Origin of the sequence: Pacificibacter sp. (assembly GCF_039769035.1) — a bacterium.
Classification (GTDB): Bacteria; Pseudomonadota; Alphaproteobacteria; order Rhodobacterales; family Rhodobacteraceae; genus Celeribacter.
In genome coordinates, this window is record NZ_JBDMZG010000061.1 from 1 (window position 1) to 21,048 (window position 21,048).

The 21,048-nt window shown below is 54.0% G+C and carries 17 protein-coding genes and 2 pseudogenes; 9 read left to right on the forward strand and 10 right to left on the reverse strand.

Annotated elements, in window-relative coordinates:
* On the forward strand, positions 1-845 hold an 845-nt coding region (eno, locus tag ABF287_RS06065), incomplete at its 5' end, for a phosphopyruvate hydratase (protein ID WP_347184122.1).
* 405 nt (positions 846-1,250) lie between these two features.
* Positions 1,251-1,703: a cupin domain-containing protein gene (locus tag ABF287_RS06070; RefSeq protein WP_347184123.1), complete on the forward strand. Its 453-nt coding sequence runs from the start codon at positions 1,251-1,253 to the stop codon at positions 1,701-1,703.
* Between the two features lie 94 nt (positions 1,704-1,797).
* Here the strand turns inward: ABF287_RS06070 and ABF287_RS06075 are convergent, their stop codons facing one another.
* Entirely contained in the window at positions 1,798-2,895 is a 1,098-nt protein-coding gene (locus tag ABF287_RS06075; protein WP_347184124.1) for an anhydro-N-acetylmuramic acid kinase, read from the reverse strand.
* A 72-nt stretch (positions 2,896-2,967) separates the two neighbouring features.
* Between ABF287_RS06075 and tyrS the strand changes: the two genes are divergently transcribed.
* On the forward strand, positions 2,968-4,221 hold the full coding sequence (gene tyrS, locus ABF287_RS06080) for a tyrosine--tRNA ligase (RefSeq protein ID WP_347184125.1): 1,254 nt from the start codon (positions 2,968-2,970) through the stop codon (positions 4,219-4,221).
* Positions 4,222-4,287: 66 nt separating this feature from the next.
* Here tyrS and ABF287_RS06085 read toward each other — a convergent pair whose 3' ends face one another.
* The 3 genes from ABF287_RS06085 to ABF287_RS06095 all read right to left on the reverse strand — a co-directional run bounded on the left by ABF287_RS06085 (position 4,288) and on the right by ABF287_RS06095 (position 6,465).
* Positions 4,288-5,250: a DUF3179 domain-containing protein gene (locus ABF287_RS06085; protein ID WP_347184126.1), complete on the reverse strand. Its 963-nt coding sequence runs from the start codon at positions 5,248-5,250 to the stop codon at positions 4,288-4,290.
* 155 nt (positions 5,251-5,405) lie between these two features.
* On the reverse strand, positions 5,406-5,966 hold the full coding sequence (locus ABF287_RS06090; RefSeq protein WP_347184127.1) for a peptidylprolyl isomerase: 561 nt from the start codon (positions 5,964-5,966) through the stop codon (positions 5,406-5,408).
* Positions 5,959-6,465, reverse strand: coding sequence for a peptidylprolyl isomerase (locus ABF287_RS06095; protein WP_347184128.1), 507 nt, complete (start codon positions 6,463-6,465; stop codon positions 5,959-5,961). The genes ABF287_RS06090 and ABF287_RS06095 overlap by 8 nt, the downstream gene beginning before the upstream one ends.
* A gap of 181 nt (positions 6,466-6,646) precedes the next feature.
* On the opposite strand from ABF287_RS06095, the gene ABF287_RS06100 reads away from it, so the two are divergent.
* The 3 genes from ABF287_RS06100 (at position 6,647) to ABF287_RS06110 (ending at position 9,524) form a co-directional block, all read left to right on the forward strand.
* Positions 6,647-7,822, forward strand: coding sequence for a phosphoglycerate kinase (locus tag ABF287_RS06100; RefSeq protein ID WP_347184129.1), 1,176 nt, complete (start codon positions 6,647-6,649; stop codon positions 7,820-7,822).
* 267 nt (positions 7,823-8,089) lie between these two features.
* The gene (locus ABF287_RS06105) at positions 8,090-8,983 is read left to right on the forward strand and encodes a fructose bisphosphate aldolase (RefSeq protein ID WP_347184130.1); all 894 of its coding nucleotides are present in this window, start codon (positions 8,090-8,092) and stop codon (positions 8,981-8,983) included.
* 238 nt (positions 8,984-9,221) lie between these two features.
* Positions 9,222-9,524, forward strand: coding sequence for a septum formation initiator family protein (locus ABF287_RS06110; protein WP_347184131.1), 303 nt, complete (start codon positions 9,222-9,224; stop codon positions 9,522-9,524).
* Positions 9,525-9,564: 40 nt separating this feature from the next.
* Here the strand turns inward: ABF287_RS06110 and ABF287_RS06115 are convergent.
* Together ABF287_RS06115 and ABF287_RS06120 are read right to left on the reverse strand one after the other, a co-directional pair.
* Positions 9,565-9,975, reverse strand: a pseudogene (locus tag ABF287_RS06115) (SRPBCC domain-containing protein); the annotation flags it as partial.
* 68 nt (positions 9,976-10,043) lie between these two features.
* Entirely contained in the window at positions 10,044-10,442 is a 399-nt protein-coding gene (locus ABF287_RS06120; protein ID WP_347184132.1) for a metalloregulator ArsR/SmtB family transcription factor, read from the reverse strand.
* Positions 10,443-10,630: 188 nt separating this feature from the next.
* Here ABF287_RS06120 and pdhA point away from each other — a divergent pair, with 188 nt between their 5' ends.
* Genes pdhA through ABF287_RS06135 form a run of 3 tightly spaced genes read left to right on the forward strand, consistent with a single transcriptional unit; the run spans position 10,631 to position 14,340 of the window.
* Positions 10,631-11,632 (forward strand): pyruvate dehydrogenase (acetyl-transferring) E1 component subunit alpha, encoded by a 1,002-nt coding sequence (gene pdhA / locus ABF287_RS06125; RefSeq protein ID WP_347184133.1) that lies wholly within the window; start codon positions 10,631-10,633, stop codon positions 11,630-11,632.
* Between the two features lie 20 nt (positions 11,633-11,652).
* On the forward strand, positions 11,653-13,026 hold the full coding sequence (locus ABF287_RS06130) for a pyruvate dehydrogenase complex E1 component subunit beta (protein WP_347184134.1): 1,374 nt from the start codon (positions 11,653-11,655) through the stop codon (positions 13,024-13,026).
* A gap of 12 nt (positions 13,027-13,038) precedes the next feature.
* Positions 13,039-14,340, forward strand: coding sequence for a pyruvate dehydrogenase complex dihydrolipoamide acetyltransferase (locus tag ABF287_RS06135; protein WP_347184135.1), 1,302 nt, complete (start codon positions 13,039-13,041; stop codon positions 14,338-14,340).
* 697 nt (positions 14,341-15,037) lie between these two features.
* Here ABF287_RS06135 and cysE read toward each other — a convergent pair.
* From cysE to ABF287_RS06155, 4 genes and pseudogenes are all read right to left on the reverse strand, one after another.
* Positions 15,038-15,853: a serine O-acetyltransferase gene (gene cysE, locus ABF287_RS06140; RefSeq protein WP_347184136.1), complete on the reverse strand. Its 816-nt coding sequence runs from the start codon at positions 15,851-15,853 to the stop codon at positions 15,038-15,040.
* Between the two features lie 168 nt (positions 15,854-16,021).
* Positions 16,022-16,732 carry a DUF2793 domain-containing protein gene (locus ABF287_RS06145; protein ID WP_347184137.1) on the reverse strand — a complete coding sequence of 237 codons (711 nt, stop codon included), beginning with the start codon at positions 16,730-16,732 and terminating at the stop codon, positions 16,022-16,024.
* Positions 16,725-20,630 (reverse strand): annotated as a pseudogene (locus tag ABF287_RS06150) (glycoside hydrolase TIM-barrel-like domain-containing protein). Before ABF287_RS06150 ends, ABF287_RS06145 begins: the two are co-directional and overlap by 8 nt.
* A 3-nt stretch (positions 20,631-20,633) precedes the next feature.
* Positions 20,634-21,048 (reverse strand): NlpC/P60 family protein (locus tag ABF287_RS06155; RefSeq protein WP_347184138.1); only part of this gene is annotated, 415 nt, incomplete at its 5' end.

The following is a 21,048-nucleotide window of genomic DNA, read 5'->3' on the forward strand; positions in this document are numbered from 1 at the left end:
CGATGATGAACATCATCAACGGTGGCGAGCACGCGGACAACCCGATCGACATCCAAGAATTCATGATCATGCCAGTGTCTGCCTCGAACATCAAAGAGGCGATCCGCATGGGCGCTGAAGTGTTCCACACGCTGAAAAAAGAGCTCTCTACTGCGGGCTACAACACAGGTATCGGCGATGAAGGCGGCTTTGCCCCTGCGATCAACTCCTCTCGTGAAGCGCTTGATTTCATTATCAAGTCTATCGAAAAAGCAGGCTACGTTCCGGGCAAAGACATCTTCCTTGCGCTGGATTGTGCTTCTTCTGAGTACTTCAAAGATGGCAAATACGAACTCAAAGGCGAAGGCAAATCCTTGTCCTCTGCTGAAAACGCTGACTACTTGGCGGCTCTCTGTGACGACTACCCAATCATCTCGATTGAGGACGGCATGGACGAAGACGATTGGGCTGGCTGGAAGCTTTTGACCGAAAAAATCGGCGACAAAGTGCAGCTCGTGGGCGATGATCTCTTCGTGACAAACCCTGTGCGTCTCGCTGATGGCATCAAACAAGGCGTGGCCAACTCCATGCTCGTCAAAGTGAACCAAATCGGCTCCTTGTCTGAGACCCTCAAAGCCGTCGATATGGCCCACCGCGCACGCTACACCAACGTCATGTCGCACCGCTCCGGCGAAACCGAAGACGCGACCATCGCGGACCTTGCTGTTGCAACCAACTGTGGTCAGATCAAAACAGGGTCGCTGTCGCGTTCAGACCGTATGGCCAAATACAACCAGCTGATCCGCATCGAAGAAGAACTCGGCGCCACAGCAGAATACGCCGGCACATCCATCCTCAAGTCGTGAGCCACGACAGGCATTATTGGTGCCTGACTGAGAGCGATTGACAAAATTACAAAAGCCCCGCCAATTGGTGGGGCTTTTCTTCTTACGACGGCCTGAATACTCCGAGAAAGAAATTTCTACAGGAACGTCGCGATGCCCAACTTCACCCCCTGTTCAGGCTGCCACGCCACGCACCCCGTCTCCTATGGCCCGACCCATACTTACATTCGCGAATGGATCAAGGCACATTCAATCCATGGAAGCGCGCTCTAATCGACATGATACGCATTTAGGGGGAAAATCTGAAAATATTCCCCCTAAATGCGAACACGACGGATCTCGCTGTACCGCCAACACAGTTGCGCCCCTGCGCGCCCCACGTCACAGTGACCCCAAGCCGCTGACTGAACACACGACGAGACCGATATGCAAAACACGCCCACGGCAGATGATCTGATCGCGAAACTAAACCTGACGCCCCATCCGGAGGGCGGCTACTACCGTCAAACTTGGATCGCCAAGGCAGAGGATGACGCAGGCACCCACTCAAGACCATCTGGCACCTGTATCTATTTCTTACTCAAAGCAGGCGAAGCCTCGCACTGGCACCGCGTAGATGCGGTGGAAATCTGGCATTATTATGCAGGCGCTCCCCTTGTCCTGTCTATGAGCGCCACGGACAACGGCCCCGCCACGGATCATATCCTCGGACCAGATGTCATGGACGGACAAGCGCCCCAGATCATCGTCCCCAAAGATCATTGGCAGGCGGCGAAAACCACGGGCGATTGGACACTGGTCGGCTGCACCGTTTCGCCCGCATTTCAATTCGACGGGTTCACTTTGGCCGACACAGGTTTTGACATCCCAAGAGGGTAAATCGTCGAAATCCGCGCGCAAAAACCTTTAAAACATGTAAACTGCCCTACGGCGCAAACGTTAAACAGTTTAAACCTTGTGCCTTATTTGGGCCTTATTCCGGCGCAGACATACGCCCACCACCAATTGGCGCGGACACACCCGTGGTGCTTGGACAGCTCGTGGGAAGCCCCCGTTTGACCCGCATCGCCAGATAGGCAAAGGCCTGCGCCTCCAACATATCGCCGTCCAAACCCACCGCTTCGATCGGCTCAACAGGGCAATTTAAATGCGTCGCAAGCATCGCCATCATCACCGCATTTTTGCGCCCTCCACCAGACACCAAAACACGCGCGGGCGCGGTTGGACATTGCGCAACACCCATGGCAACAGACACGGCGGCCATTGCCGTTAAGGTGGCGGCGGCATCTGCATCCTGCAAGTTTTCCACCTGCGTCAGAACGTCATGAAAATTGTTTCGATCTAATGACTTAGGAGGCACAACTGCGAAGTAGGGATGATTTGCAAAGGCCTCCAACAGCGTCGCATCCACCGTGCCGCGCGCCGCCAGATCGCCGTTTTTGTCAAAGGATTTGCCCAACCGCGCCTGCATCAAATCATTGATCGGCGCATTAGCAGGGCCAGTGTCAAATGCCAAAAGAGCGCCCTCTTGGGCGGGATCTTCGATGTTTGGATCGACCCAAGTCAAATTGCCAACACCGCCCAAATTCAAAAAAATCAACGGTTCGGTCGCCCCGATATAGCGCGCACAGGCATGATGATAAAACGGCGCAAGCGGCGCGCCCTGCCCGCCCATTTGCACATCTTCGCTGCGAAAATCCCAAACCACAGATTTACCAGTTTTAGCTGCCAAAACCGCTCCGTCACCCGCTTGATAAGTACCACGACCCTTTGGGTCATGGGCGAAAGTCTGCCCGTGAAACCCAATGATTTCAGTGCCTTGCAACTTGCTCAAAGCATCCGCGTGGGCCGTGTGGATTAAATCAACAGCCGCATCGCTGGCGTCCCATGATCCAAGTTGCGACCGCAAAAGCGCCTGTTCTGCTTCAGAATATGGGCGAAAAAAGCTGTCACCGAATTCAAAAATCTGCGCGCCATCGGTCAAGACAAGCGCCACATCGACGCCATCCAAAGAGGTGCCAGACATGCACCCTGCGACCCATTTTGGTTCCGCTTTTGTATTCCCTGACATGACACTCTTTCCCTTTGGCGTTTGGCCAGATATATCAGGCAACACACGCCCGACAAATGGATAATGAGAGCAATGACCTACCACCCAAAATCAGACTTTATGGCAGTGATGATGCAACGCGGTTTTCTGGCCGATTGCACCGATTATCAAGGCCTTGATGAAGCCCTGAGCAAAGGCGTGGTTCCGGCCTATATCGGCTTTGACGCCACTGCGTCGTCTTTGCATGTTGGTTCTCTTATTCAAATCATGATGTTGCGCTGGTTGCAAAAAACTGGGCACCAGCCGATCACCTTGATGGGCGGTGGCACCACGAAGGTAGGCGACCCAAGTTTCCGCGCAGATGAGCGCCCTTTGCTGACCGAAGACAAGATCAACGAAAACATTGCGGGCATCAAAAAGGTGTTTTCTGCCTACATCGATTATGACAGCGATGCGCCGAACAAAGCCTTGATGCTGAACAACGCAGAATGGCTTGATGGGTTGAACTACCTCGAGTTTTTGCGCGACATCGGCAAGCATTTCTCGGTCAACCGCATGTTGTCTTTTGAGAGCGTTAAGTCACGCCTTGATCGCGAGCAATCTTTGTCGTTCCTTGAGTTTAACTACATGATTTTGCAGGCTTATGACTTTTTGGAGCTCAACCGTCGTTACGGATGTTTGCTGCAAATGGGCGGCTCGGATCAATGGGGTAACATCGTCAACGGTATCGATTTGACACGCCGCGTGATCGACAATTCCATTTACGGGCTTACGTCGCCTTTGCTAACCACGTCGGATGGCAAAAAGATGGGCAAGTCGCAATCTGGCGCGATTTGGCTCAATGAAGATATGCTGAGCTCTTACGAATTCTGGCAGTTCTGGCGCAACACGACGGATGCCGACACTGGCCGTTTCTTGAAGCTCTACACGGAGTTGCCGATTGAGGAATGTGACCGTCTGGGGGCTCTCAAAGGGTCTGACATCAACGAGGCCAAGATCATTTTGGCCAACGAAGTGACGGCACTTTTGCACGGTCGGGACGCTGCCAAAGCGGCCGAAGCAACCGCGCATGAAGTGTTTGAAAAAGGCGGCACGGGGAATGATCTGCCGACGCTAGACCTGACAGCCGACGACATTGGCGATGGTATTTCGATTGTGCAGCTGTTTGTGCGTGCTGGCCTTGCGGGCACAGGCAAAGATGCCAAGCGCTTGTTCGCCAGCGGCGGTGCGAAAGTAAATGACGCGGATCACAAAGACGCGGGCCTTATCGTGACGGCTGCAGACTTGGGCGCACCTATGAAGCTGTCGGCGGGCAAAAAACGCCACGCCTTGGTTGTGTTGAAATAACGCAGTCAAGAATCTGATAAATATACGCTTTTATAAAAGGGGCTGCATCTGCGGCCCCTTTTTTCGTCAGTCCAGCATCCATGTCCCCGTGGGATAAAAGGCGTGAAAGGCGAAGGCAAACAACACATCATGCGGCACGTCTTGGCCTGTGTCATCCGTGACGCGGATACTGCCAACCTCGCGCCCCTGCCCCAAACTGTTGGTGTCCAGCGCGGAAGCCTGTCCCCTTGCCCATGTAATCGTCACGCCCGCTTCTGTCACGGCACCAAGCTTGGCCAGTCGGTCCATCGGCCACGCACGATCCCCCACCCGCACCACGCGCAACAAGGGTGGAACATTGTGCGGTGGCATTTCTCCGTTGAACAAAAACGGGCGTCTGGAGCTGTCATAATTCACATAAGGATTTTGGCCATAGCGACGCGGCAGGTTCGGTTCATCCATCACTTCGCCATCGGGATATTCGGCCTTGAACTGGTCCCAGCCTTGCATCAACCCGACAAGTGGCGTGAGTTCCGTTCCAGTGTGATGACCGACGATCCCCTCACCGATGGCTTGCTGCCACCAGCTTTCGGTTTCACGATCGTACATAACCATATCGGAGTGGCGCAAAAGACCTGAGACACCAAAGCTGAGCACATCGCCATCAACGCGCCGATCAAACACCATCGCAGAGTTGCACAAAGGGCAAAACGTGACCGCGACTGGCTGGCCTTCGATCGTGTCGTTGACGATTTCATGCCACATCAAATAGCGGATGGGATAGGCGCGACTTGTGTTGCCGATGGTCACCGAAAGCACCGCTTCGCGTGGTGACAGGCGTGTTTCATCTGAAACCGAAATAAACGTGGGCGTATCAATCGCTGGGATACCGTCTTTTCCAGGGCCACCAGACATGATCTCGGACCAGTCTGCTACCGCAGTGCGGCTAAAATCAGTATCGGGCCACGCCCGCGACCACTGGCTTGGCTCTGCAGTGGCGGCGCCAACGGCAAGCCCAAAACACAATATCAAAAGAGTAAAAAGACGCATTAGACAGACCTCCCTCAAGGTGGCCATGAGCCTTGCATGGAAATGGCGTTGCACATAGCCCTGCTCACGCGGGTTTGATCTGGCGCGATGAGCGCGCGACATGAAAAAGGCCCCGCGAACCCGCGAGGCCAATCACTTAAGGTCTTGAAAATGCGTTAGTCTGTAACGGTCACAGACGCCATTTTGTCTGGTGCACCAATGACAGCACCGTTGCCGCCAAGACCTTTTTTAATCGCGTTCACCACGTCCATGCCTTCAGTCACACGTCCAACAACGGTGTATTGCCCGTTGAGGTGTGGTGCTGGCGCAAACATGATGAAAAACTGTGAATTGGCTGAATCTGGGCTCGCGCTCCGCGCCATGCCCACCACGCCAGTCTCAAAGCTTTCGCCTGTAAACTCGGCCTTCAGATCCGGCAGTTCAGAGCCGCCGATGCCCGCACGGGACATGTCAAAGGCCTCTGCATCGGTTTTGCCGAACTGCACATCACCGGTTTGCGCCATGAAGCGATCGATCACGCGGTGAAACACCACGTTGTCATATGCGCCCTCAGAAGCCAATTGGGTGATTTGTGCCACGTGATTTGGCGCCAGATCTTCCAGCAAATCGATGTGGATCACGCCGTTCGCTTCGCCTTCGACAGTGATGTCGAGGCCTGCGGCAAAGGCAGGCGCCGATGCCAACAAAGCCAGTACTGTGAGCGAAGCCTTAAACATCTGCGGCCACTTTGACTGAGATCATGGAGTCAGGGTAACGCGCAGGTTCGCCACGGGTGATCTTGTCGACAGCTTCCATGCCAGAAATCACACGGCCGTAAACTGTGTACTGGTTGTTGAGGAAGTGGTTGTCGGAAAAGTTGATGAAGAACTGTGAGTTGGCAGAGTTCGGGTTCTGGCTGCGTGCAGCGCCCAATGTGCCGCGGTCATGTGGCAAGCTTGAGAATTCTGCTGGAACATCTGGCAAGTCAGAGCTGCCTGTGCCTGCGCGACGGATTTCAAAGTCTTTGTTTTGGTTGCCGAACTGAACGTCACCAGTTTGCGCCATGAAACCATCGATCACGCGGTGAAACACAACGCCGTCGTATGCACCAGCGCGCGCAAGTTCTTTCATGCGCTCACAATGCTGAGGCGCCACGTCAGGCAAAAGTTCGATCACGACTTGGCCGTGCTCAAGTTCAACGAGGATCGTGTTTTCTGGATCTTTGATATCAGCCATGGTGAGGCTCCTGCTTTTGTAAATAAGGTCGATTGGCGCGCAATCTACGGTGCAAATGCGCCAAGGGAAAGAGCAAGTTTCACCATCATGGGGCCGGTGACGCAGTCGTGACCATTGACCTTGGGGACACGCGCGGTAAAACAGGTGTAAATTCATCCAACACCCCTGCAAGGATACCCTCATGGCTTGGAAAACGCTCGACGACATGGAATTGAACGGCAAAATTGTGCTCACACGCGTGGACATCAATGTGCCTATGAAAGACGGAGTTGTCACAGACGCCTCCCGTATTGAGCGCATCAAACCAACGATCGACGAAATCGTCGCCAAAGGCGGTGTGCCAGTCATGTTGGCGCACTATGGTCGCCCAAAAGGCGAATATGTGCCTGAGCTGTCTTTGTCTCACATTTTGCCTGCGGTCACGGAAACGCTTGGACGCGAGATTACATTCATCGAAAAACCATCTCGCGAGGCGCTTGACGCTTTGCCTGCTGGCTCTGTTGTTTTGGTTGAGAACACGCGTTTTACCAACATGGAAACAGACAACGACCCGCGTATGGCGCAGTTCTTGGCCTCTTTGGGCGATATTTTCTGCAACGATGCGTTTTCTGCGGCCCACCGCGCGCACGCGTCGACCACAGGCGTGGCGCACTTGTTGCCCTCTTGCGCTGGCCGTTTGATGCAGCAAGAACTCTCTGCGCTGGAAACGGCTCTTTCCACGCCCAAACGCCCTGTAGTGGCAATTGTTGGCGGCGCGAAAGTGTCGACCAAATTGGATCTTTTGGGCAACCTCGTGCGCAAAGTGGATCACCTTGTGATCGGTGGTGGCATGGCCAACACATTCTTGGCGGCCAAGGGCGTGAATGTCGGGAAATCTCTGTGCGAACACGACTTGGCCGATACAGCGCGCGACATTTTGAAGAAAGCCGACGAAGCTGGCTGCGAGATCATTTTGCCAGTGGATGTGACTATCGCTTGGGAATTTGCTGCAAACACCAAAAATGAAACGGTTGATGTCGCAGATTGCCCTGATGATGCGATGATTTTCGATGCTGGTCCAAAGTCCGTCGCGCAGATCAACGCCACGATTGCTGCCGCACAAACACTGATCATGAACGGGCCTTTGGGCGTGTTTGAACTTGAGCCGTTTGGCACAGGCACGTTTGCCATGCTGGCTGAGATTGCCAAACAGACAGATGCAGGTGCATTGATTTCTGTTGCAGGTGGCGGTGACACGGTGTCTGCGGTGAATAAGGCCGGTGTGGCTGACAGCTTCACCTATATCTCGACCGCTGGCGGTGCATTCCTTGAGTGGATGGAAGGCAAAGATCTTCCAGGTGTGACCGCACTTGGTTAAGGCGCGCACCACTCCACTGATCTGAATCTCAAAACGCCTGCCTCTCACGAGCGCAGGCGTTTTTTTCTTTTTTACGGGAAAACCCGCAGATTTGTCTTGCAAAAATCACTGCACGATCAAGATGTTAGCGCCAACAATCTGACTGTTAGCGCAACCATTTCTTATGTTAGCGCGATCACAATTGCGCGAAATTAATTCCCACGCTACGCACACCTCAGACCCATGCCCTGTCCCCTCGATGGGACCTAGACGTAATGAGGAAAATCTATGTCGATCCAAGAAATGACTGCCAAAATCCGCGACGGCCAAGGCTTTATCGCTGCCCTTGATCAATCAGGCGGCTCCACACCGAAGGCACTGGCGCAGTACGGGATCGAACCAGACGAATACAATGGCGACGAACAAATGTTTGACATGATCCACGCCATGCGCTCACGCATTATGCAGTCTCCTGTCTTCACATCAGACAAAGTCATCGGCGCGATCTTGTTTGAAATGACAATGGATCGCCAAGTTGCGGGCAAACCGACACCACAATACCTGTTCGAAGAAAAAGGCATCGTGCCATTTTTGAAGATCGACAAAGGTTTGGAAGCCGAAGAAAACGGCGTTCAACTGATGAAACCAAACCCAGGTCTTGACGATCTTTTAGCGCGCGCAGCCTCATTGAAAGTGTTCGGCACGAAAGAACGCTCCGTCGTGAATGCGGCCAACCCTGCTGGCATCAAAGCCGTGGTCAAACAACAGTTCGAAATTGGCGAACAGGTGATCAAAGCTGGCCTTATGCCAATGCTTGAACCTGAAGTGACCATTACAATCGCAGACAAAGCCGAAGCCGAAGCAATTTTGCGCGACGAAATTCTGGCACAGCTGGACGCATTGGATGACAGCAAACAAGTGATGCTGAAACTGTCATTGCCAACCGTTCCGAACTTTTACAAACCGCTGATCGACCACCCACGCGTGTTGAAAGTTGTATGTTTGTCTGGTGGATATTCTCGCGAAGAAGCCAACGCAAAACTTGCTCAAAACACCGGCATGATCGCGTCATTTTCTCGCGCTCTTATTCAAGGTTTGAACGCCAAACAGGTGGACAGTGACTTTGATGCAATACTCGGCGCAGCAACCAAAGAAATTCACGCGGCCTCTGTCGCAGGCTAATTTCTCTACATACGGATGCATTCTGAGGGCGCAACACTAGATGTTTCGCCCCCTTTCTTGCTTAGCTGATGCACCTAGGCGCCCTGCAAAATCGGCTAAATCCACCCAATTGCACCAGTTCAAAAAAATCATTCGCAAGACCGAAAAAGGATTCACAAAGTGATTCGGTCATGCCATATTCGCTCTACGGATCACCCATAAGAGGTGGCCGTGGCAGTAAATACAGGTAACCCCTATCATGGCGTCCATCCGCAAACGTCCTTCTTTCGCTGTTCTGATATATACAGCCATAATCGTCGCTCTCGGCGGTTACTTCACCTTTGCCTCCGTGCAAGGTGAGTACGGGCTGTTCCGTCGCATTCAAATTGAGGCGGAGCTTGACGACCTACATGCGAAGAGTGAGATACTTGCGGCAGAACTTGATGTCATGCGTAACAAAACGTTGCGTATGTCTGATGGCTATCTGGACCTAGACCTTCTCGACGAACAAGCGCGAGAAATTCTGGGCTATGTGCGCGCCGATGAGTTGGTCATTCGCTAAGAGTGTTTCTAGAGCACTCTTAGCGAACCCAATCCAACAGCTAAAGAGACGACAAAAGCTCTTCGAGCAGATCCATACCTGCTGACCAGCCCCCGCCCATTTTGGACATCGCGCCAGCAAAGGCCGCTTTTTCAACATCTGTGGCATTGTGCGGCGACCACGTCAGCAGCATCTGGGTCCCTGCCCCTTTCGCAGAAAACTCCACATCAAGCTCAAGCAAACGCGGCATGTCCGGCATCATCATATTGTCGACGACACTCCACTCAGCGTCTGTGTTAGCTTGGATACAGGTCAATCGCTTCCCGACCTCAATCGCCGTGAAATCAGCCCGCTGATACATGGAGTTCGGGCCCATTTTCATTTCGGTCAACCACGCACCTCCGACCCGTAGATCAAAGCCATGAATGACGGTTTCGACACCTGGGCCATACCAATGCGCGACGTGTTTGGGGTACGTCCATGCTGTTCAAACCAAGTCTGGTGTGGCGTTGAATTCTCTCTTTAGTTTGTAAACATCCATTAATCTTCTGGCTCCTCACTGTCTTGTTTTAAATCCTCTAACAGGGCATCCAATTGATCGAAGCTCCCCATCCAAAATGCTCTCAAGTTTTCCAACCACTTAACGGCCTCTGCCAAAGGTGCTGGATTGAGCCGCGCCAAACGGCGCTGCCGGTCCACTGCACGCGTGACCAATCCAGCTTTTTCAAGCACCTTTAGGTGCTTTGACACTGCAGGCTGACTCATTGCAAACGGCTGAGACAACTGCCCCACGCTTGCCTCACCTTGCGCCAACCGCGCCAAGATGGCGCGGCGCGTGGGGTCAGCTAGAGCTGCAAACATCGCATCCAAAGCAGGCCCAGACAGGTCGCCACGTTGACCGCCAGTTGGGCCTTTATCTATATAACCGATTCGTTCCATAACCAAATGATTAAATGCATACCATCATCAGGTCAACCCTACGCCTTCATGATGGATCGGAAGCCTTGCGCTGAGCGCATAGCTGCTGCGCGCGACGCATGGTAATTTCTTGGTGCATTTTGAGAAAGAGTCCTATAGTATATAGTTTAACACTAAACTATATCTGCGACTCTGGAGGAGGAAGCCGTATGGCGCCCAAGAAAACCACCGCAAATGCCGCAAGCAAAGCGAACATTTCAAAAGACGAATTGCTCTCATATTACAAGGACATGCTCCTTATCCGCCGATTTGAAGAAAAGGCGGGTCAGCTTTACGGTATGGGCCTGATCGGCGGCTTTTGCCACCTTTACATCGGCCAAGAAGCCGTTGTTGTTGGCCTAGAGGCCGCAACCAAAGAAGGCGACAAGCGCATCACATCCTACCGCGATCACGGGCACATGCTCGCCTGTGGTATGGATCCAAACGGCGTTATGGCTGAATTGACTGGTCGCGAAGGCGGTTATTCCAAAGGCAAAGGCGGCTCCATGCACATGTTCTCGAAAGAGAAACATTTCTATGGCGGTCACGGCATCGTTGGCGCGCAAGTGCCGCTCGGCGCAGGTTTGGCGTTTTCTGACAAATACAAAGGCAATGACAATGTGACTTTCGCCTACTTCGGCGATGGCGCTGCCAACCAAGGTCAGGTTTACGAGACCTACAACATGGCGCAGCTTTGGGACTTGCCGGTGATTTTCGTCATCGAAAACAACCAATACGCTATGGGCACAAGCGTCCAACGCTCTACCAAATCCCCATCCTTGTGGGAACGCGGTGCTGCATACGGCATCAAAGGCGAAGAAGTCGACGGCATGGATGTGCTGGCGGTGAAAGAAGCCTCAGAAAAAGCTGTTGCGCATTGTCGTGCAGGCAAAGGTCCGTACATTTTGGAAGTGAAAACATACCGTTACCGCGGTCACTCCATGTCTGATCCAGCCAAATACCGCTCGCGTGAAGAAGTGCAAAAGATGCGCGAAGAGCGTGACCCAATTGAAGCGGTTCGCTCCTTGTTGCTCACTGGCAAACACGCCACTGAGGATGATCTCAAAGCGATCGATAAAGAGATCAAGACTGTGGTCAACGCCTCTGCAGAATTCGCCAAAGAGAGCCCTGAGCCCGCTTTGGAAGAACTCTGGACAGATATTTACGCCTAATTCGAGGGAGGAATTCACTCATGGCTATTGAACTACTTATGCCCGCCCTCTCTCCGACAATGGAAGAAGGCACACTTGCGAAATGGCTCGTCAAAGAGGGCGACACCATTTCATCCGGCGATATCATCGCTGAAATCGAAACCGACAAAGCGACGATGGAATTCGAAGCTGTGGACGAAGGCATCATGGGGAAAATCCTCGTGGCTGAAGGCACAGAAGGCGTCAAAGTGAATGAAGCCATCGCGATCATGGTCGAAGAAGGCGAAGACGCATCCAACCTGAGCGCCTCTGCCCCAGCCGCAGCAGCCCCTGCCGCAGTTGAGGCCGCTCCTGTTGCCGCAGCGCCTGCAGTTGCCGCGGCCCCAGCGCCGGCGCCTGTTGCTGTCGAACCAGACTACCCCGAAGGCACAGAGCTGAAATCCACCACAGTGCGTGAAGCGCTGCGTGATGCGATGTCAGAAGAAATGCGCACAGACGAAAACGTGTTCCTCATGGGCGAAGAAGTGGCCGAATACCAAGGCGCTTACAAAATCTCCCAAGGCATGTTGGACGAATTCGGCGCGAAACGCGTGATCGACACGCCAATCACCGAGCACGGCTTTGCCGGCATCGCGACAGGCGCCGCTTTCGGCGGTCTGCGTCCGATCGTGGAATTCATGACATTCAACTTTGCCATGCAAGCGATTGACCACTTGATCAACTCTGCCGCCAAGACACTCTACATGTCTGGTGGCCAGATGGGCGCGCCTATGGTGTTCCGTGGTGCCAACGGCGCTGCTGCCCGTGTTGGCGCGCAGCACTCCCAGTGTTACGCCGCTTGGTACATGCAAGTGCCTGGCCTGAAAGTGGTCATGCCCTACTCTGCCGCTGACGCCAAAGGTCTGATGAAAACAGCGATCCGCGACGACAATCCGGTGATCTTCCTCGAAAACGAAATCATGTACGGCAAATCATTCGATGTGCCTGTCATGGACGACTTCACTATCCCATTCGGCAAAGCCAAGATCGAGCGCGCTGGTGATGATGTCACCATCGTCTCCTTCGGCATCGGTGTCGGTTATGCTTTGGAAGCGGCTGAGAAATTGGCAGCTGAAGGCATTGCAGCTGAGGTGATCAACCTGCGGACTTTGCGTCCAATGGACACTGAAACCATCTTGGCATCTGTGCGCAAAACCAACCGCTGTGTGACTGTCGAAGAAGGCTGGCCACAAGGGTCTGTTGGTGGCTACATCAGCAACGTGATCATGCAAGAAGCGTTTGATTACTTGGACGCGCCAGTGATCAACTGCACAGGCAAAGACGTGCCAATGCCGTATGCTGCGAACCTTGAAAAACACGCTTTGATCACCGTCGACGAAGTCGTCGCGGCTGTCAAAGATGTGACATACCGTTAAGGAGACTGAACCATGGCTATCGAACTTCTCATGCCCGCGCTTTCTCCGACAATGGAAGAAGGCACACTGGCAAAATGGAACGTCAAAGAAGGTGACACTGTTGTCTCTGGCGACGTGATTGCGGAAATCGAAACTGACAAAGCAACGATGGAATTTGAGGCTGTTGACGAGGGTGTGATCGGCAAGATCACAGTCGCGGAAGGCACCGAAGGCGTGAAAGTAAACGCACAAATCGCCATCTTGCTGGAAGAGGGCGAAGACGCCTCTGCAATGGACTCTGTTGGCGCTGCGGCACCTGCGGCGGCGGCGCCTGCTGCTGCACCAGCTACAGATTCTGCTGCACCAGCAGCTGCGGCCCCTGCCCCTGCGGCACCTGTTGCAGCATCTGGTGAGCGCGTCTTTGCGTCACCACTGGCACGTCGCATCGCAGCGCAAAAAGGTCTGGACCTGTCTGGCATCGCGGGCTCTGGCCCGAAAGGTCGCATCGTCAAAGCCGACGTTGAAAACGCAACAGCAGCGCCAAAAGTTGAGGCGCCGAAAGCCGCCGCTCCGGCACCTGCTGCCGCAGCAGCTGCGCCACAAGGTGCTTCTGCAGACATGGTTGCTAAAATGTACGAAGGTCGTGAGTACGAGGAAATCGCACTCGACGGTATGCGCAAAGTCATCGCTTCGCGCTTGTCTGAGGCAAAACAAACCATTCCGCACTTCTACCTGCGCCGCGACATCAAGCTTGATGCGTTGCTCAAGTTCCGCTCTCAGTTGAACAAACAATTGGAAGTCCGCGGCGTGAAACTGTCGGTGAATGACTTTATTATCAAAGCTGTAGCAAACGCTTTGCAAGCGGTTCCTGAAGCGAATGCTGTCTGGGCTGGCGACCGTGTGTTGCAGATGAAGTCCTCTGACGTGGCTGTGGCTGTGGCGATCGAAGGCGGGTTGTTCACGCCAGTGCTCGAAGACGCAGACATGAAATCCTTGTCCGCTTTGTCCACACAGATGAAAGACCTTGCCAAACGAGCACGTGATCGCAAGCTCGCGCCGCAAGAATACCAAGGCGGCTCTTTCGCGATCTCCAACTTGGGCATGTTCGGCATCGACAACTTCGACGCTATCGTGAACCCACCCCATGCCGGTATCTTGGCTGTGGGCGCGGGCAAAAAGCAGCCTGTGGTTGGCGAAGACGGCGAATTGACAGTGGCGACAGTGATGTCTGTCACCATGTCCGTGGATCACCGCGTGATCGACGGCGCTGTAGGGGCGAACCTGCTCAACGCCATCGTTGAGAACTTGGAAAACCCTGTGGCAATGCTGGCGTAAGCCAAGCTTCAGAGAATTTAAAAGGCCCCGCTTTGGTGGGGCTTTTTTTGTGCATGCGGTAAAAGCACGTGTTGTGACCGATAAGGCACAACCTAGAGGTGTCATGTTTAAATTTCTTGGCCGATAAAATTTCCCTTCCTATAAGAATCGCAACTGAAACCCATTTAGAAAAGGAGACGCTAATGACCATCGCTACTCGCAACATTCCCATCTGCCTCTCTTTGACGGTTCAGTTTGGATGCCTCCGACGCTGCGCATAGGCGCTTTGTCACTTTCGCATCTTTCCCTCAAAAACTGGCGGATTTAGCGGCGTTTTGCGCCCGAACTGTCGGTTATTTTCCTCACTCAAAATAGGCTCTTCAGATTTCTGTAAGAGAATGATTCAATGTCAAAATTGACCCAATCCCCTGTGGCGGAGTCCGCCCTTCACGACCCAATTTCAATGCTTATTGCCGAATACGGCGCGCGGCGCGTCTTTTTAAGGGCAGCGCACGCAATGTTCAGTCGCCATCGGCCACCACCGTCAAAGTCATCGGTCAATGGCGTGAGCGCGCACATTCGGCGTGACATCGGTCTGCCGCCGCAGACGTCTTCACGCCTGATCGACCCTAGATTTCCGCTGTAAATCTTTGACGCACGAAAAATCCCCCGCCAATTCATTTGACGGGGGACCAATTTTGTCAGGGATGCGAAACGTTTACTTTGTTTCGCGCGCGCCAACAAGTTGGTTCATGGACACGGAAGGTTGCGAACACCCTGCCTCACCAACGACTTTGGCAGGCACACCAGCAACTGTTTTGCACCGCGGCACTTCGTTGAGTACAACCGATCCAGCCGCAACACGTGAGCATTCGCCGATTTTGATATTGCCCAAGATGCTGGCCCCTGCACCGATCAAAACGCCGTCTCCAATCTTCGGGTGACGGTCTTCGTCTTGCTTGCCAGTGCCGCCAAGCGTCACGGAATGCAGGATCGACACGTTATTGCCAATCACCGCTGTTTCGCCAAAGACAAGCGAATGGGCGTGATCCAAGAACAGACCTTGTCCAATTTTACAGGCTGGGTGAATGTCGATAGAAAACTGCTCTGATACGCGCATCTGAATGAAATACGCCAAGTCTTCGCGCCCATTGCGCCACAGCCAGTTGGCGATGCGGTACGATTGAATGGCTTGGAAGCCTTTGAAATACAACAAAGGCTGGATGTAGCGATGGCACGCCGGATCGCGATCATAAACAGCCACGATGTCAGCACGGGCGGCTTGCCCCAATGCGGGATCATTTGCGTATGCTTCATCGATGAGCTCACGCAAAAGCTGCTCAGACATATCTGCCGAGGCCAGTTTTTGGGCGACACGATACGCCAGCGCGTCTTCCAACGTGCTGTGATGCAAAATACACGCGTGAACAAGACCGCCGAGCAAAGGCTCAGCATCGACAGCTTGGCGCGCTTCTATGACGATTTGCGACCAAACGGGATCCAGTTCCGAAAGTTTTGTGCGTGTTTTTGCCATCAGGAAAATCCTCTTTTTCTTACAATACTATAGATAGGCGAAACTTCAAAACGCAAGTGATCTAGCGCGTCTAAAATGCACATCTCCGTGAAACTGATGCAAAAAGCCTCCGCACTCTGACATGCGAAGGCTCAAATTCAAACGGGCGATGGTCCTTATGGTGGCGCCTTAAGCAGACGGCAAAGAAAACTGCGCGTAGTGGATTGCCAGACGGATTTCGCCGCTAGCAAAGTCCCCGCCCTCAGCTGTAAGGACCAAATCCTCAGCCGAGTAATACGTGAGCGGAGTTCCTGTAAGTCCGCGCATCCAGCTGCCATTCGCCAATGACAATCCAGACCCGTACCGGTTATCCGAGCCAGAAACACCCACAGAGAAGCCCGTCAAAGTGCCCGTGATCGTGTTTAGCACACGGCCAGTGACGCCAAAGACCACGGCCTGACCGGGGATCGCAAGACTGACCGAGGACGTTGCCCCAGCCGCGATCGTATGATCGACCTCTTTGACCAACATTTGCATGCCGGCGCCGTGTGCAGTCAAAGATTGCACCCCCATGAGCCACGCCGCTCCATCAAATCCGGCCCAACCGTTTTGGTCGACGATGTAGGCCCGCATGCCGAGCGTCACAGGTATGAACACCCATCCGCCATTGGAAAACAGCGCGATTTTACCCGCCTGCCCAGCCCATTCATTGACGGGGGATGCAGGCACGCCATAGGCATCGCCATCTTGCGGTATCAATGGCGGCGTCGTGTTAGTGGCCGACAGTAAACGCAGTTGCATCAATCCGTCGAGACGCGTCAAAGCCTCGTTTACGGTCACGTGTTTTTGCGCCTGAGCGGCCTGCAAAAGGGGCAGTGAAAAGCGGTTTGTATCACTCATTGATTTCAATCCTTTTGAAAAGACCCGCTCCGAAACTGTCGGATATCTGGGCTATTTGAACTGTGTAAGAGCCGGAAAGGCCATCAGCCGTTTTTTGAGACGCGAGGTAGGTCCACGACGGCGTGTTCAGAGTTGCTTCACGCAAAATCTGCCCGCCTTGCAGCACCTGTACGATGTATCGCTCCGAAGCTTCACCCAAGGGCACTTCGGTCGACTGCCAGCTGTCACCGTCGATGCGCGTCCGGCGCACCCATGTGACCGATGTGTCCCCACTCGCAGACTGGGTCGCACGAACTTGCGCCGGTGCATATGGGCGAAGTCCAATGCCATCAAAGGCTTCAACAGAATGTGAATAGCTTGGATCGTCATATGGTCGTTGCGACGGCCCAATGCGGTAGTGGCGTGCCAACCCCCGTGCAGATTGCGCAATGTCAATCTGGCGCAAAGCGCTGTTAATCAACACAAACCGCGACCCAATCGGCCAAGAGGCCCCAAGCCCATCCGTTCCAGCCTGCCCCCGCAAACGCAACGACAGATCGTAGGTGCGCGGCGCAACAAGTGTGGCGTTCACGAATTGGAACACCTCCCAATTTGAAGACGATCCATCACCAATCGCCGCAGCATTTGCACCATTGAGCACGTCCTCTTCCGACACTGAGCTCAGTGTGCCACGAACCAGCTTGACCCGCAGTACCGGACCTCGATCCCACATCGCGGGATCTGCGGCTTCCAACAGAGTTTGTGTCGTGCCGATGGTGGCCCAACTTGCCAGCAACGTGTTCATCTCATAACCGCTATCAGCGCTTGAACTGTAGACCGCAGCAGATCCAGGCCATGGTCGCGCTGTCGCCCCAACGTGCGGTGCGTTTGGTGTTTCCTCGCCGGTCAAAAGTGGCAGATCCAAGAATTGCGACACCACGGGAACAGGCGCCACAAATGGCGTTGCAGTCACGTTTTCTTCCACGGCATCTGAAGGTTCATAGATCTCTTCTTCTACACGTACGGCCTCTACCGCACGGGTTGCCCCCAAAGTGGCGTGGTCGATGCGGTAGCGTGTTTTACCTGCCTCACCATCAAGTTCGATGACATCCCCTGCGCCAAGGTCATATCGCGATGGCGGCAAAGCAAACCGCGCAGTGTCGCGCGCGATGCGTGCTTCGGCCAACCACCGTTCAACGATTTGGCGCCCTTCTGTGCGCGTCAACGCCAGAGGAAATTCGGAGTGCGAAACCAACCGGCTTTGTTCATCAGGGAAGATGGCTTCTTCAGCGCGCGTGCCAAAATCTGCATCAGCATCGACAAAGGTCAAACGCACCCTGCCCGCCGTTTCTGCATCTGGCGACCGCGTCAGCTCAAGCGTGCCCTCGGTATCGCTGTTGATCGCAAGCGCGTCTGTGTGCACCTCAGCTTTTGATTTGCCATCACGTGAGCGGAAGGTCAAAAGCCCGTCGCGTTCAATGGCCTCAAACCCAAATGCCAGCATCAAAGGCTGCAATGCAGATCGCGCCCCTGAAATTTCGCCAACAGTGTAGCCACGCACCATGCCATAAAGGTCGGACACGTCGACATCTGACACGCCTGAACGCTCGCAAATTTCGACGACAACGTCAGACAAGGAACGTGCCGAAGACCGTCCGTTGAGCCAATGCCCTTTTGCGTAGTTTCCACCGTCACTCCACAATGATGTGACACTCGGAAATGCAGGGTATGGCCGTCCATCCCACGCCCAAACATGGGCCCGCGACATGTCCACCATGTTTGCGCCGTAAATGTCAGACACAGGATTCACATCGCCGTGTGCCCAGTATTCCGACAAAGCGCGCACATATTGCAGCTGAATGTAGTCGTCACGGCGTCCGGTCGAATAGTTCGGCAAAGAACTTTCAGAAGACTTCGCGTCGATAAACTTATTCGGCTGGTTTGTACCTTTGTCGATAGCTGCACAGCCTATTTCAGTAAACCAAATCGGTTTTGACTTGGGTTCCCAAAGTGTTGGCGTTTCAACGCGTGCGCCAGAAATGCGCTCGTGGTGGTCATTTTCCCACCAGCCGCGAATGTCTTTATACCGCCAAACCCAATCTTCGCCGTAGGCACCGTCTTGGATCGGCGTGCGAATTTGCGCGTCGGCGTGTTCTTGATGGGCATAATACCAATCATACCCCTCGCCGCCCTCAATATTTGCTTTGAGGTAATCGAGATTATAAATCGATCCATAGGCTTCATCTGCGTGCCCGTCTTCGTCGCGCCAATCAGACAGCGGCATGTAATTGTCAATGCCAACGAAGTCGATGTTGTCATCGGCCCACAAGGCATCGAGCGGGTAATACAAATCGTCATTCAGGGAATAGCCAGAGTACTCTGACCAATCCGCTGCGTAACTGATCTTACAATCGGGCCCAAGAATGGCGCGCACATCAGCAGCCAATTGCACAAGCGCATCCACTGCGGGAAAGCCATTTGCACCGCGTATGCGTGTCAGACCACGCATTTCAGAGCCGATGCAAAAGGCTTCAACACCGCCTGCCGCTGCGCACAAATACGCGTAGTGCAAAATCATACGCCGATAGGACGCCTCTGCCGGTCCTGAATACACCACTGTGTCGCCTGAAACCGCAAAGTCGCTCACTTGAGCAGTGCCCATGAATGCCGCCACTTCTGCATCCGCAGCAGCCGTGCCATCGGTCGTCCCGCTTTGGGTCGGCGCGAGTGAGGTTGTAATCCGTCCGCGCCAAGGCAAGGCAGGCTGATTTGCATTACCAGTCCACGGATCTGTGAGACCGTTGTCGCTCAACTGCTCCATCAAAATGAAGGGATAGAACATGACCTCTTGCCCTGCCTCTTGCAGCGCAGCAATGGCTTGAACCACAGACTGGTCAGACGGTGTGCCGCCTTAAACTACCCGTTGATCTGCATCCCTTGGAACCACTTGCGCCGTTGCACGTGTGAACCCACCCGCAGTCCACGGCATATCTTTGCCATCTACTTCACTTTGTTCGACCTTTGGCAACAAATTGCACGACCCGCAGCGCAGATCATCGCCGAACCAAGACACCACCAAGGATATTGATCCACAATTCGGCAACTCATCTTTGAGCGCTTCAACCGAGGTCTCGAAATCTGTTTTGCCGGAACCCGAATTCACGTTGGCAACAGTGGTTTCACCAACATCGCCCTCAAGATAAACAGGCGAAGTTGCCAACGCATATTCGCCAGTACCTGGGATCATCGCCACGGCATTGACCAAATGCGTCATGTCGCTTTTGGGGCCGCTCGATTGATCTGGTCGCATCACTTCAAACGTAAATTGCGGCACGCGGTTGCCAAACGACGACAAGTCCAAATCTTCGAACACCACATAGGCAACACCGCGATAGGCCGGCACTTGCCCAGCCCCTTCGACGGCTTCCATTTTGGGGTCCGGCAACTGGTCCTGTGCGCCGGTGTAGACGCGCATTGTCACGTCGTCTGGCGCGATTTCCTTACCATCAGCCCAGATACGGCCTACACGCGAAATCTCGCCCTCACACAGCGCAATGGCGAGAGAAATAGAATAGCTATACTCTGTCACCGTGGGTTGAGACGGCGCGCCTTTGCCTCCGCCACCCGATGTGGTGGTATGTTCTTTGAACTGTGAGGCCCAAATGACCTGACCACCAACGCGCATACGCCCGTAAACTTGCGCCACTGCCGTGCCTTCTGAGGCACCGGTTAGACGAAAGCGATCGATCTTGCCGGTTTCGACAACTTGGCTGCCCACGCCCATCACACGCTGGTCAATAGCGCGGCCGATGGTGGCACCAATGGCGCGACCGATGACCACGGAAGACAGGCCAAACACGCCGCCCCCAATGGACGCACCCGCTGCGGCACCTACTGCTGAAAGTACGATTGTCGCCATGACTTAGCCCCCGTGGTCCGGAAATGAAAAACAAGCCGCTATGCGGCGACGCCAAGGCAATGTCAGTGCGTTTTCAACAACACTGTGCCCGCTGTAGGCGTGAATAAAGGTCGTGACATCACCAACGTCGCCAACAATCCCAAGATGCTTCGCCACGCCATTTTTGCGCATGCGAAACAACAGCACGTCGCCGCTTGCCATCTCGGAAATCGGTTTTTGGTTCAGGTATTTTTTGGCAGCCAACATCAGTCTTTCCTCACGCTGAGGTTCGGACCAATCAGGCGTATAGGCTGGCACCAATTCAGGTTCTTCACCGTAAATTTCCCGCCAAACACCGCGCAGAAGACCTAAACAATCGGTCCCCGCGCCTTTGCAGGAAGCTTGGTGAACATAGGGCGTGCCGATCCATTGGCGCGCG